Origin of the sequence: Achromobacter denitrificans NBRC 15125, from assembly GCF_001571365.1 — a bacterium.
GTDB classification, from domain to species: Bacteria; Pseudomonadota; Gammaproteobacteria; order Burkholderiales; family Burkholderiaceae_B; genus Achromobacter; species Achromobacter denitrificans.
The window spans coordinates 58,918-70,648 of record NZ_BCTQ01000035.1 but is presented as its reverse complement, the minus strand read 5'-3'; the positions used below and the strand labels follow the sequence as shown (position 1 = coordinate 70,648).

Genomic DNA, 11,731 nt, shown 5'->3' with positions numbered 1-11,731 from the left:
GGCCGCCTCGTGGCGGTCGCCGTTGCGCTGCGTGGGCGAGCGCCGCGGGGGCGGGCGGTCCGCGGCCGCAGGGCGGGTCGAGCGGCGGCGGCGCCTGGCCGCCCGGCGGCGGGCGGCCAGGGCCAGTTCGCAGGCCAGGCGCAAGGTCTCGTCCGTCATGGCGGCTCCGGGGGCGGTGGACATTGGCGGCTACACTGACATGGTTTTCCGTGTCAGTAGGCCGCAATGAATCAAAATGTCTCACCCCAGCCCGCCGGCGATGCCTGGTCCCGCGTTGCCGAACGCGTGTCGGAGCAGCATTGGCCCGCCTCGACGCTCTACGTCGTGGCCACGCCGATCGGCAACCTGGGCGACCTGGGATTGCGCGCCTGGCATGCCTTGCAGCGGGTCGACGTGATCGCCGCCGAAGACACGCGGGCGAGCCGCACGCTGCTGGACGCCTGGGGCGTCTCCACGCCGCTCATGGCGGCCCACCGCCACAACGAGGCCGCGGCGGCCCAGACCATTTGCGCGCGCCTCGAACAGGGCCAGCGCGTGGCCCTGGTGTCCGACGCCGGCGCGCCCGCCGTCAGCGATCCGGGCGCGCGGATCGTGCGCGCCGTGCGCGAGGCCGGCTACAAGGTGGTGCCGGTGCCCGGCCCCAGCGCCGTGATCGCGGCGCTGATGGGCAGCGGCGTGACCACGGATGAGAACCCGGCCTACGCTTTCGCCGGCTTCGCGCCGTCCAAGGCGGCGGCGCGCCAGCGCTGGCTGCGCACCTGGTGCGCGCTGCCCGCGCCGGTGGTGATGTTCGAGTCCCCCCACCGGCTTGCGGCCACCCTGGCCGACCTGCTGGAAGTGTGCGGACCCGACCGCCGGCTGACGGTGGCGCGCGAACTGACCAAGCGTTTCGAGGAAATCGCCACCTTCCCGCTGGGCGAGGCCGCGGCCTGGCTGGCGGCGGATGCCCATCGCGAGCAGGGCGAATTCGTGCTGATCGCGCATGCCCGGGAAGAGGCGCCGGTGGAAGAGGACGCCGATCCGCGCACCGACGCGCTGCTGGACGCCTTGCTGGAGTCGCTGTCGCTGCGCGACGCCGCCCGTGTCGCGGCCAAGGTCTCGGGCCTGCCGCGCGACGTCCTGTACAACCGGGCGCTGGCCCGCAAGAAATCGTCGGAATAAGCCATGACCTACGAAACCGTGGTGTCCAACAAGCCGGCCGACCCCAACGAGCGGCTGACCTACCGCGACATGCCCACGCCGCTGGGCGACATGCGCCTGGTCGCCAGCCCCAAGGGCCTGCGCGGCGCCTGGTTCACCGACCAGGCCCTGCTGCCCTCGGCGGAAGGCTGGCTGTTGACGGAATCCGATCCCATCCTGGAGCAGGCGCGCCGCGAACTCGACGAGTGGTTCGCCGGCCGGCGCCGCGTGTTCGACGTGCCGCTGGACCCCGTCGGCACGGCCTTCCAGCACGAGGTCTGGCATGCCCTGTGCGACCTCGCGTTCGGGGTGCTGGCCAGCTATGGCGAACTGGCCCGCACTGTGGGCCGGCCCAAGGGCGCGCAGGCGGTCGGCGGGGCGGTCGGGCGCAACCCGATCAGCATCATCATCCCGTGTCACCGCGTGATCGGCGCCGATACCTCGCTGACCGGCTTTGGCGGCGGCTTGCCGCGCAAACAGGCGCTGCTGGCGCACGAAGGCAATCTGTACCGCAGCCGGAACGCGCGCGCGCGCCGGGTCTGCGACGGACAGGCGGAGCTGCCCTGGTAGCCCGGGGGTTCCCTATTGCGCGGCGATGCTGGGCAGGATGCCGATGCGCTCCGACACCAGCTGCACGGCGTCCAGCGCGCTTTGGCGGTCGGGGTACGGGCCGATCTTGACCCGGTAGAGATTGTTGGCCTGTTCCATCGACGCGGGCGGCGCGCCCGCGTCGCCCAACTGGGTGTTGATGCGGCTGACCAGCGATTGCGCATTGGCCGGCTGGCTGAACGCGCCCACCTGCAGATAGACATTGCCGAAGGCGCCCGCCGCGGGCTGGCGCACCGGCGCCGATCCCGGCGCGGGCGCGGGCAGGGGCTCCGCCGAGAGCATCACGGGGGCGGCCGCCACCGGCGCGAGCACCGGCGTGGAGCCGGTGGCCGAGGCGGGTTCGGGCGGGGCCGCGGCCGGCGTGCCTTGCGAGGCCAGGCGCCGGATCTCGTCCGGCGGAATGGCCTCGACGATCACCTGCCCGCTGCCCGGTCCGATGATGCCCAGCTTGTGGGCCGCCACGTAGGACAAGTCCATGATGCGGTCGCTGTGGAAGGGGCCGCGGTCGTTCACCCGCACGACGATGGTCTTGCCGTTGACGAGGCTGGTGACGCGGGCGTAGCTGGGCAGCGGCAGCGTCGTGTGGGCGGCCGTCATGGCGTACATGTCGTAGGATTCGCCGATGGACGTGGAATTGCCGTGGAACTTCTTGCCGTACCAGGACGCGGTGCCGCGCTTCTTGTAGGGCTGGCCGCTGGTGTCGGGCACGTAGCGCTGGCCGAACACGACGTAGGGCCGGTTCGCGCCGCTGGCGTACGGTTCCACCCGGGGCACCGCGTCGGGTATCTGGTCGAGGTTCGACGGCGGGTTGGCATCCGGCCCGTCGTCCTTGTAGTAACCGCCCTTCTTGCGCCCGCCGGTGGAAGAACAGCCGGCCACGGCAATGGCCAGCGTCAGCATCAGGATCAGGTGGAGCGGGCGGGACAGGGTCATGCGGATTCGTCAGGCAATTGGGTGCGATGGCGCACCAGCAGCGGGTCGTGGTCGGCGAAGCGCAGCGCCAGCTGCTCGACCACGTAGACCGAACGGTGCTGGCCGCCGGTGCAGCCGATGGCGACCGTCAGGTAGTTGCGGGTGTCTTGCGTGTAGCGCGGCAGCCACCGGTTCAGGAAACCGGCGATGTCGTCGATCATCAGCCCCACCTGCTCGAAGCCGGCCAGCCACGCGGCCACGGGCTCGTCGCGCCCGGTCAGGGGGCGGAGGTTGCGGTCGTAGTAGGGGTTGGGCAGGCAGCGCACGTCGAACACCAGGTCGGCGTCGCCGGGCACGCCGCGCTTGTAGGCAAAGGACTCGAACGTGAGGACCAGCGGCGCGCGGTCCGCCTGGATCAGGTCGCGGATCCAGGCGCGCAGCTGCCCGGGGGTCAGGTCCGAGGTGTCGATGACGTGTTCCTGGTCCCGCAGCGGCGCCAGCAGTTCGCGTTCGAGCGCGATGCAGTCGGTCAGCGACGGCGCGGTGCCGCCGCGTTGCAGGCGGTCGGTCAGGGGATGGCGGCGGCGGGATTCGGAATAGCGCTGCACCAGGGTGGCGGTGCTGGCGTCCAGGAAGACCACGCGCAGGCTGGTGCCCATGGCGCGAAGCGCGGTCACCACGTCCGGCAGCTCGGCCAGCTCGCCGGGCGAACGCACGTCGATGGCGACGGCGACCCGCTCCAGGCCTTCATCCCGGGCATTGGCGATGAATTCGGTCAGGAACCGCACGGGCAGGTTGTCGACGCAGGTGTAGCTGGCATCTTCGAGCATGCGCAGCGCAACGGACTTGCCGGAGCCAGAGATTCCGGTGACTAGGACGACTTTCAACATGGACATGATTGTGGCACGCTTTTCCAGGACGATACCGGCGGGATGGCATCTGATATGGCCGTAAACTCGGAATCTGCGCCTGTACCTCCCGGACTGCCCTGGCGTAAGCTTGGCCCCGGGTACTCAGATAGATTCACATACGCGCCCCGCCGTCATGCGCTTCGGGGGATTGGAATTCGACCTAGATGTTAGCCCTCATTTCCTTTCGTAGTGTTTCACTGCAGCGGTTTTGGGCAATTTCGGCCCTGGCCGCCGCCGCCGCCGTCGTTTTTTTGGCAACGCCCGCAAGGGCGCAGGAGGCCGCCGACGCCCCGCTGCGGCCGGATACCATGGCGGCCCGCGTGGCGGCCTGTACGGCCTGTCATGGCGCGCAGGGCAGGGCCGGCACCGACGGCTACTACCCGCGCCTGGCCGGCAAGCCCCAGGAATACCTGTACCACCAGCTGCTCAACTTCCGCGACGACCGGCGCCAGTACCGGCCCATGACGCATCTGCTGTCCGGCCTCCCGGACGACTACCTGCGCGAAATGGCGGCGTACTTCTCCGAGCAGCACGTGCCCTATCCGCCGCCGGTACGCTCCGACGTGTCCGCGGCCACGCTGGAAGCCGGCCGCAAGCTTGCGCTGGACGGCGACGCGGCGCGCGGCCTGCCCGCCTGCGCGTCCTGTCACGGCGCCACGCTGGGCGGCGTGCTGCCCGCCATCCCGGGCCTGCTCGGCCTGCCGCGCGACTACATCGGTTCGCAGATCGGCGGCTGGAAGAACGGCTTGCGGCGCGCCGCCGAGCCGGACTGCATGGCCGACATCTCCAACAAGCTCACTCCCGCCGACATCGGCGCGCTGGCCGCCTGGCTGTCGGCGCGGCCGGTGGTCGAACCTTATGCCCCCGAACCGGCGGGCTCGCTACGCCTGCCCGCGGAATGCGGCAGCCAGGCGCAACGGTAGGCGGGGGAGCGGATGAAACGCATGAAGAAAGTCCTGTGGGTGCTGTTGCTGGCGGCGGTCGCGGCCGTGGGCGGCCTGTATTGGGCGGGCACGCGCGACGATGCCAGCACGGGCCCGGCCGCCGCCGCGGCCGATGCCGCGACGCTGCTCGAACGCGGGCGCTATCTCGCCTTGGCGGGCAATTGCATGGCCTGCCATACGAGCCGGGGCGGCAAGGCGCTGGCGGGCGGCACGCCCATCCCCACGCCGTTCGGCACCGTGTACGGCCCGAACATCACGCCCGACGAACAGACCGGCATCGGCGCCTGGACCGCCGACGATTTCTGGCAGGCGCTGCACAACGGCAAATCGCGGGACGGCACCTTGCTCTATCCCGCCTTCCCGTACACCGAATACACGCGCGTCACCCGCGCGGATTCGGACGCGCTGTACGCCTACCTGCGCAGCGTGCCGGCCGTCAGCCAGGCCAACCGGCCGCCCGAGCTCGAATTCCCGTACGACCAGCGGGCCTTGCTGGCTGCCTGGCGGGCGCTGTATTTCAAGCCGGGCGTCCTGGAGGCCGATGCGGGGCAATCGGTCCAATGGAACCGCGGCCGCTATCTGGTCGAAGGGCTGGGCCATTGCGCCGCCTGCCATACGCCGCGCAACAGCCTGGGCGCGCTGCGCTCGGACCAGGCGCTGGGCGGCGGCGTGATCCCCGCGCTGGACTGGTATGCGCCGCCGCTCACCAATGACATGCAGACCGGCATGGGGCGCTGGTCGGCCGAGGACATCGCCGCGCTGCTCAAGACGGGCATCTCCCGGCATTCCAGCGTAAGCGGCCCCATGGCCGAAGTGGTGCTGGGCAGCACCCAGCACCTGAGCGACGACGACGCGCTGGCCATCGGCGTCTACATCAAGTCCCTGCCCGCCACGCCGCCCGAGGCGGTTCAGGCCAAGGTGCCGGTCGCGCCCGCGGCGATGGAGCTGGGCGGCAAGATTTATCGCCAGCAGTGCGCGCAATGCCATCAGCCCGCGGGCGAGGGCAGCGGCACGGCGTGGCCCGCGCTGGCCGGCAACCCCACCGTGACCGCGCCGTCGCCCGTCAACGCGATCCGCATGGTGCTCGATGGCGGCTATGCGCCCGCCACCGCGGCCAATCCCCGGCCCCACGGCATGCCGCCGTTCGGGCAGGTGCTCAACGACGGCGACATCGCCATGCTGGTGTCCTACATCCGCAATAGCTGGGGCAACGAGGCCGGGGGCGTGACGCCGCTGGAGGTGAAACGGGCGCGCGCCGCGTCGACGCGGAATTGAGGCCCGCGCCGGGCGCGCGGGCCGGGAGGCCCTAGCCCGTTTTCAGGGCCTGCGCGCAGGCCTGGCGCGCCAGTTCGCCCAGCGCGCGGATCGCACCCTGCGTGCCGTCGTTCCAGGGGTGGCCGTAGTTCAGGCGCAGCGCGCTGCGGAATTGGCCGCTGGCCGAAAAGATCGGGCCCGGCGCCACGCTGATGCCGCGTGCCAGCGCCTGCCGGTGCAGGGTCAGCGCATCCACCGCCGCGGGCAGTTCCAGCCACAGGAAGAAGCCGCCTTGCGGACGCGTGACGCGGGTGCCCGCCGGGAATTCCTGGGCGATCGCATCGGCCATGCGCTCCTGCTGCGCCTGCAGCGTTTCGCGCAGCCGGCGCAGGTGGCGGTCGTAGCCGCCTTGCTCCAGGTATTCGGCGATCGCGCCCTGCGCGGGGCCGGAGGCCGACAGCGTCGAGGATAGTTTCAGCCGCTGGATGCGCTGGGCATAGCGGCCCGCGGACACCCAGCCGATGCGGTAGCCCGGCGCCAGGCATTTCGAGAACGACGAGCAATGCAGCACCAGCCCCTGCGTGTCGTAGGCCTTGGCCGGCACGGGCCGCGTGGACCCGAAATACAGCTCGCCGTACACGTCGTCTTCGATCAGCGGGATGCCGTGGCGCGCCAGCATCTCGACCAGCCGCCGCTTCCTGTCGTCCGGCATCAGGCTGCCCAGCGGATTCTGGAATTGCGTCATCAGCCAGCAGGCCTTGGGCGCGTGGCGCCGGATGGCGGTTTCCATGGCGTCCAGGTCGACGCCGGTGCGCGGATGGGTGGGTATTTCCAGCGCCTTCAACCCTTGCCGCTCAAGCGCCTGGAGGGCGCCGTAGAAGGTGGGGGCCTCGACCATGACCGTGTCGCCGGGGCGTGTGACCGCGAGCAGGCACAGATTGAGCGCTTCGAGCGCGCCGTTGGTGACGACGATGTCGCCGGCGGGCACATTGATGCCGCCGATCAGGTAGCGCAGCGCGATCTGCCGGCGCAGGGCAGGATTGCCGGGCGCCAGGTCTTCCACCGTATCGAGTGGATCCTGGCGTTTGAGGTGGGCGGCCATGGCCTGGGCCAGCCGGGGCAGGGGGAACAGCAGCGGGGAGGGGAAGGCCGACCCGAGCGGCGTCACGTCGCGGTTGCGCACCGAGCCCAGGATGTCGAAGATGCGCTCGCTGATGGCGAGTTCCGTCGATTCCCCGTCGGGGTTCGAGGCGCCGGGCTCCGGCGGCAGCGACACGGCGGGCGCGCTGACGTAGTAGCCGGAACGGGGCTGCGCCCGGATGAGGCCGCGCGCTTCCAGCAGGTAGTAGGCCTGGAAGACGGTGGAGGGGCTGACGCGCCGCGTGGCGCAGGCCTCTCGCACGGAGGGGAGCTTGTCGCCCGCGCGCAGGACGCCGTCGCGTATGGACTTGGCGATCTCGGCCGCCAGCGTTTCGTAGAGGCTCACGGCGTCGCCGGGCGCCACCGTCTACTTGCTGCTTTGCAGGATCGCCATGGCCTGGCGCTCCATGAATTCGCCCAGGGTGTCGATGCCGCGCAGCTTCAGTATCGTGTTGCGCACGGCGGCCTCCACCAGCACCGCCAGATTGCGGCCCGCCGCGACCTGCAGCATGACCTTGCGCACCGGCAGCCCCAGCATGTCCTGGGTGATGTCCTGCAGCGGCAGCCGCTCGAACTTGTCCTGCGCGGTGGCGCGCACCAGGTGCACGATGAGCTTGAGGCGCATCTTCCGGCGCACGGAGGTTTCGCCGAAGATGGTGCGGATGTCGAGCAGGCCCAGGCCGCGCACCTCCAGCAGGTTCTGCAGCAGCTGCGGACAGTGGCCTTCGATCATGTTGGGGGCGGTGCGCGAGAACTCCACGGCGTCGTCGGCCACCAGGCCGTGGCCGCGCGAGATCAGTTCCAGCGCCAGTTCGCTCTTGCCCAGGCCGGATTCGCCGGTGATCAGCACGCCCAGGCCCAGCACGTCGAGGAACACGCCGTGCACCGTGGTCGTGGGCGCCAGCTTCTTGCCCAGGTAGATGCGCAGCAGGTCGATCAATTGGGCGGCCGCCACGGGCGTGGACAGCAACGGCACCTGGTGCTGGTCGCACTGGTCGATCAGGTCTTGCGGCGGCGTCAGTCCGTCGGCCAGCAGGATGGCGGGCACGCCGCCGATCAGCAGCTCGTCCATGTGGTGCATGCGGCGGCGCAGGTCGAAGCGCGTGTAGTACGCCAGCTCTTCCTGGCCGAACACCTGGATGCGGGAGGGGTGGATGAGGTTCAGGTGGCCGACGAGATCCGCGGCCGACATGCCATCGTCGGGGATTGCGCGGTCCGCTGCGCCCTGGCCCGAAATCCAGTTAAAGGGGATTTTGTCGGCGTTGTCGTCGACGAGTTCCTGCACCGTGAGCATGGCAGCGGTTCCGCGTGGAGATCAGAGTTGGCCGGTCGTGAGCATCTTGTGGACGAGGGCCGGATCGGTTTCCGTGGCCAGGGCCTCGCGCAATGCCTTGTTGGACATGAGTTGGGCCAGTTCGGCCAGGATGTCCAGGTGCTGCTGCGTGGCCGCCTCGGGCACCAGCAGGCAGAGCAGCATCGACACCGGCTGTCCGTCGGGCGCATCGAAGGCGATAGGCTGGGCCAGGCGGATGAAGGCGGCCAGCGCCTGCTCCAGGCCCTTCACGCGGCCGTGCGGAACGGCCACTCCCTGCCCCAGGGCCGTGGAACCCAGGCGTTCCCGGGCAAACAGGCTGTCGAACACGAGCGCCCGAGCCAGGCCGTGGTTGTTTTCAAAGAGTAGGCCGGCCTGTTCGAACGCACGTTTCTTGCTCGTGGCGAGCATATCGAGCACGACGTTGCCGGCGGGTAGGATGCGCGACAAATGATTCATCGGATCATTATATGGTTATATGACGCAGTGCAATAATCGGCCTCTGCGGCGGGCCCTCTGCGTGGGCGCGCCGTGGGTCGGCAAGAGCGACAGCATAGACCGATAGCGGCGGATTGTGGGCATTCTTGCGCCATGCGCGGCCTCGCGGCGCGGGAAACGTGGGGAATGGGGGGAAGCAGGATCGCCGGCGGGCCGGGAATGGGGGACAAAGAGAGGGAGAGGGAAGTTTGCCGATGCCCCGGCTGGACTCGTGGTCTAGCGGGACACCGGGACTCGGGCAGGATTCTAGAATCGCTGTTTCGTTAGTCTCGCAGGCGAGCTAATCGTGAGGCGCGTTACTGCTGGGGTGACGAAAGATTCGCCGCTTGCCGCTTCACGGACTCCGCTGTGTGACTTCGTACCTTGTCCTTGTGCTTGATGACCTGACGGTCGACTTTGTCAGCAAGAAGATCTATGGCTGCATAGAGATTTTCATCGGTAGCTTCACAATGAATGTCCTTACCGCTCAGACGCATGGTGATTTCGGCTCTATGCCGCAGGGGCTCTACCGAGAGCATGACCTGGGTATCGATGACGTGATCGAAATGCCGCAGCACTCGCGCCAGTTTGTTCATGACATATTCCCGGATGGCCGGGGTGACGTCGAGGTGACGACCGCAGATGCTCAGGTTCATAGTGTGCTCTCCTTCTAAAAGAGGAAAAAAGGTGCGCAAAATCGCGCGGCTGGTTCGTTAGGCGTTCTCCTTGTTCGAGAGGGTGTTGTTTGGTACTAGTGTATAGACTCGGGCCGATAAAACAAGCTGACCTAGCGCAAGAACATGGCAGTTTTATGGCTGAGTCCTCAGGGGGCATCCGAGGGGCGCGCGAGCGCCCTAGGGGTCTTCCCCAGGGGCGTCCGTTACATGCGGAAGTGTTCGCCCAGGTAGACGCGGCGCACGGCCGGATCGCCCACGATTTCCTCGGGATGGCCATCCGTCAGCACCTTGCCTTCGCTGATGATGTAGGCGCGGTCGCAGATGCCCAGCGTTTCGCGGACGTTGTGGTCGGTGATCAGCACGCCGATGCCGCGCCCCTTCAGGAAACGCACGATGCGCTGGATCTCGATCACGGCGATGGGGTCCACGCCGGCGAAGGGTTCGTCCAGCAGGATGAAGCGCGGGCTGGTGGCCAGCGCGCGCGCGATTTCGACGCGGCGGCGTTCGCCGCCCGACAGCGAAATGGCGGCATTGCTGCGGATATGGCCGATCTGCAGCTCCTCCAGCAAGGATTCCATCTGTTCGTTGATCTTTGGCGTCGGGAGCGGCCGGCCATCCGGCCCCGTTTGCAGTTCCAGCACCGCGCGGATGTTCTGCTCGACCGTCAGCCGGCGGAACACGGACGCGTCCTGCGGCAGGTACGAGAGGCCCATGCGCGCGCGTTTGTGGATCGGCATTGCGGTGATGGCGGCGCCGTCGATCTCGATGCGGCCGGCGTCGGCCGGCACCAGGCCGACGATCATGTAGAAGCTGGTGGTCTTGCCCGCGCCGTTGGGGCCGAGCAGGCCGACCACCTCGCCGCTGACCACGGACAGGGACACGTCCTGCACCACGGTGCGGCCGTTATAGGTCTTGCGCAAGCCGGTTGCGCGCAGGCTGCCCTGCTTGACGCCCGAAGGGGCGGAGGTCACGGGAGTCTGCACTGAGGGTTGGTTCATCGTGGCTGCGAGTGGTGTTGCTGGGAGGCGTTTCAACGCCCTTTCTTGGCGGCCTGCTGCTTGCGGCATTCGGCGATGGCGGCGTCCGACTTGGCGCGCGGCTCCGCCACCGAGCGGACGCGGCCGCCGGCCGCGGACGAATTGGGCCCGCCCTGGGCTTCGTACGTGCCGGTCTTTTCGTTGTAGCGCACCCGCTCGCCACGTATGGTATCGAAGGGTTTCCCACAGACGTAGCGGGTCACGATGGCCTGGCCGATGAGGTCGAAGGTGCTCTTCGAGCCGTCGTATTCGGCGCGCAGGCCGGTGCCTTCGATGAGTTCGAAGGTCTCGGGGCGTTCCTGGCGGATCGTCACGACCTTGCCCTTGTTCGCCGTGGCGGTGCCGAACTGGTTGCCTTGCGCGTCCTCGTTCATCTGCAGCGTGTCCGACGTCAGGGTCATGAGGCCGCGCGTCAGGTTGACGTTGCCGGTGAAGACGCTTTGCTTCTTCACGTCGTCGTAGTGCAGCGTGTCCGACAGGATCAGCGTGCTGGGTTCTTCGGCCGGCGCGGCCCCCTTGGGCGCCGGATCCGCGGCATGGGCCGGCGCGAGCACGGAGGCCGTCAGCAGGACGGCGCCGAGCAGGCGGGTCGTCGGGGCAAGGAGAATCCGGAGGTCGGTCATGGTTTCTTCTGGTCAGTGTTGTTGGCGGGAATTTCGGTCCGACGCTGCTGTTTGCCTTCGGAGCCGGCAATTTCCACATCGGTCGATGCCGAAACCTGCAGTTGGCGGGTTTTGTTGTTGTAGTGCATGCCCTTGCCGTTCATGCGCGAACGGCCCTTGAGCACCTCCGCGGGCAGGTCGGTAAAGACCACGTCCTCGTCGGGCAGGATGATCAGTTGCTGGCTGCGCACGTCCAGCATGTCGTTGTTGGCGTCGGGCTGGCGATGCACGTGCGCGTCGCCGTTCATGACGATGCGCTTGCCGCCTTGCTCCATCACGGCCGTTTTCGAGACCGCCACCGTGATGGGGTTGGTCTCGCGCTGGCCCACCGCGCGCGGCTCGGTGATGTGATAGGAGTCGTCGTCCGGGAAGTGCTCCGCGTACTGGCCTTCCAGGCGGTTGATGGGCCGGCCGCTGGGATCGGTGCGCAGCATGACGAAGTCGCGGGACCAGGCGTCCATCTCGTGGGTAATGCGGCGCGGCGGGTCCACCTGGATGGCCCGCTGCGCATAGTCGGCCGCCCACCACGAACTGGTGACCAGCACCAGCAGCAGGAACAGCGCGATCAGAGAGGGAAAGCGTTCTTTCATCGGGTTCGCCGCAAGGGCGTGTCGGTT

Annotated in this window: 13 protein-coding genes and 1 pseudogene; 4 read left to right on the top strand and 10 right to left on the bottom strand. The window is 68.6% G+C overall.

Features of this window, described 5'->3' with window-relative positions:
- Nucleotides 1-183: pseudogene (locus tag ADE01S_RS24225) on the bottom strand (hypothetical protein); the annotation flags it as partial.
- 42 nt (nt 184-225) lie between these two features.
- On the opposite strand from ADE01S_RS24225, the gene rsmI reads away from it, so the two are divergent.
- Both rsmI and ADE01S_RS24215 read left to right on the top strand, forming a co-directional pair.
- Nucleotides 226-1,161 (top strand): 16S rRNA (cytidine(1402)-2'-O)-methyltransferase, encoded by a 936-nt coding sequence (rsmI, locus tag ADE01S_RS24220; protein ID WP_062684291.1) that lies wholly within the window; start codon nt 226-228, stop codon nt 1,159-1,161.
- A gap of 3 nt (nt 1,162-1,164) precedes the next feature.
- Entirely contained in the window at nt 1,165-1,749 is a 585-nt protein-coding gene (locus ADE01S_RS24215; protein ID WP_062684290.1) for a methylated-DNA--[protein]-cysteine S-methyltransferase, read from the top strand.
- A 12-nt stretch (nt 1,750-1,761) separates the two neighbouring features.
- Here the strand turns inward: ADE01S_RS24215 and ADE01S_RS24210 are convergent, their stop codons facing one another.
- Nucleotides 1,762-2,721 (bottom strand): septal ring lytic transglycosylase RlpA family protein, encoded by a 960-nt coding sequence (locus ADE01S_RS24210; protein ID WP_062684289.1) that lies wholly within the window; start codon nt 2,719-2,721, stop codon nt 1,762-1,764.
- The gene (gene rapZ / locus ADE01S_RS24205) at nt 2,718-3,590 is read right to left on the bottom strand and encodes an RNase adapter RapZ (protein WP_062684297.1); all 873 of its coding nucleotides are present in this window, start codon (nt 3,588-3,590) and stop codon (nt 2,718-2,720) included. The genes ADE01S_RS24210 and rapZ overlap by 4 nt, the downstream gene beginning before the upstream one ends.
- Nucleotides 3,591-3,775: 185 nt before the next feature.
- Here rapZ and ADE01S_RS24200 point away from each other — a divergent pair, with 185 nt between their 5' ends.
- Both ADE01S_RS24200 and ADE01S_RS24195 read left to right on the top strand, forming a co-directional pair.
- On the top strand, nt 3,776-4,534 hold the full coding sequence (locus ADE01S_RS24200) for a c-type cytochrome (RefSeq protein ID WP_082775889.1): 759 nt from the start codon (nt 3,776-3,778) through the stop codon (nt 4,532-4,534).
- Between the two features lie 12 nt (nt 4,535-4,546).
- A complete protein-coding gene (locus ADE01S_RS24195) occupies nt 4,547-5,830 on the top strand; it encodes a c-type cytochrome (RefSeq protein WP_062684287.1) in 1,284 nt (427 codons plus the stop codon).
- Between the two features lie 31 nt (nt 5,831-5,861).
- On the opposite strand, the gene ADE01S_RS24190 is transcribed toward ADE01S_RS24195, so the two are convergent.
- The 7 genes from ADE01S_RS24190 to lptC form a co-directional block, all read right to left on the bottom strand.
- Nucleotides 5,862-7,295, bottom strand: a complete 1,434-nt coding sequence (locus ADE01S_RS24190; protein ID WP_062684296.1) for an aminotransferase-like domain-containing protein — start codon at nt 7,293-7,295, stop codon at nt 5,862-5,864.
- A gap of 21 nt (nt 7,296-7,316) precedes the next feature.
- Nucleotides 7,317-8,243, bottom strand: a complete 927-nt coding sequence (hprK, locus tag ADE01S_RS24185; protein WP_013396727.1) for an HPr(Ser) kinase/phosphatase — start codon at nt 8,241-8,243, stop codon at nt 7,317-7,319.
- Between the two features lie 21 nt (nt 8,244-8,264).
- Nucleotides 8,265-8,720: a PTS sugar transporter subunit IIA gene (locus ADE01S_RS24180; protein ID WP_062684286.1), complete on the bottom strand. Its 456-nt coding sequence runs from the start codon at nt 8,718-8,720 to the stop codon at nt 8,265-8,267.
- A 335-nt stretch (nt 8,721-9,055) separates the two neighbouring features.
- Entirely contained in the window at nt 9,056-9,394 is a 339-nt protein-coding gene (gene hpf, locus ADE01S_RS31365) for a ribosome hibernation-promoting factor, HPF/YfiA family (RefSeq protein WP_043546933.1), read from the bottom strand.
- 224 nt (nt 9,395-9,618) lie between these two features.
- Nucleotides 9,619-10,413 (bottom strand): LPS export ABC transporter ATP-binding protein, encoded by a 795-nt coding sequence (lptB, locus tag ADE01S_RS24170; RefSeq protein ID WP_062684284.1) that lies wholly within the window; start codon nt 10,411-10,413, stop codon nt 9,619-9,621.
- A 32-nt stretch (nt 10,414-10,445) separates the two neighbouring features.
- Complete coding sequence (gene lptA / locus ADE01S_RS24165) at nt 10,446-11,075, bottom strand: lipopolysaccharide transport periplasmic protein LptA (protein WP_062684283.1); 630 nt, start codon at nt 11,073-11,075, stop codon at nt 10,446-10,448.
- Nucleotides 11,072-11,704 (bottom strand): LPS export ABC transporter periplasmic protein LptC, encoded by a 633-nt coding sequence (gene lptC / locus ADE01S_RS24160; protein ID WP_062684282.1) that lies wholly within the window; start codon nt 11,702-11,704, stop codon nt 11,072-11,074. The genes lptA and lptC overlap by 4 nt, the downstream gene beginning before the upstream one ends.
- Nucleotides 11,705-11,731 lie beyond the last annotated feature (27 nt).

Bases quoted from the DNA above. Each gene is read 5' to 3' on its own strand.
- rsmI (WP_062684291.1), top strand. From the start codon at position 226: ATGAATCAAAATGTCTCACCCCAGCCCGCCGGCGATGCCTGGTCCCGC.
- ADE01S_RS24215 (WP_062684290.1), top strand. From the start codon at position 1,165: ATGACCTACGAAACCGTGGTGTCCAACAAGCCGGCCGACCCCAACGAG.
- ADE01S_RS24210 (WP_062684289.1), bottom strand. From the start codon at position 2,721: ATGACCCTGTCCCGCCCGCTCCACCTGATCCTGATGCTGACGCTGGCC.
- rapZ (WP_062684297.1), bottom strand. From the start codon at position 3,590: ATGTTGAAAGTCGTCCTAGTCACCGGAATCTCTGGCTCCGGCAAGTCC.
- ADE01S_RS24200 (WP_082775889.1), top strand. From the start codon at position 3,776: ATGTTAGCCCTCATTTCCTTTCGTAGTGTTTCACTGCAGCGGTTTTGG.
- ADE01S_RS24195 (WP_062684287.1), top strand. From the start codon at position 4,547: ATGAAACGCATGAAGAAAGTCCTGTGGGTGCTGTTGCTGGCGGCGGTC.
- hprK (WP_013396727.1), bottom strand. From the start codon at position 8,243: ATGCTCACGGTGCAGGAACTCGTCGACGACAACGCCGACAAAATCCCC.
- ADE01S_RS24180 (WP_062684286.1), bottom strand. From the start codon at position 8,720: ATGAATCATTTGTCGCGCATCCTACCCGCCGGCAACGTCGTGCTCGAT.
- hpf (WP_043546933.1), bottom strand. From the start codon at position 9,394: ATGAACCTGAGCATCTGCGGTCGTCACCTCGACGTCACCCCGGCCATC.
- lptB (WP_062684284.1), bottom strand. From the start codon at position 10,413: ATGAACCAACCCTCAGTGCAGACTCCCGTGACCTCCGCCCCTTCGGGC.
- lptA (WP_062684283.1), bottom strand. From the start codon at position 11,075: ATGACCGACCTCCGGATTCTCCTTGCCCCGACGACCCGCCTGCTCGGC.
- lptC (WP_062684282.1), bottom strand. From the start codon at position 11,704: ATGAAAGAACGCTTTCCCTCTCTGATCGCGCTGTTCCTGCTGCTGGTG.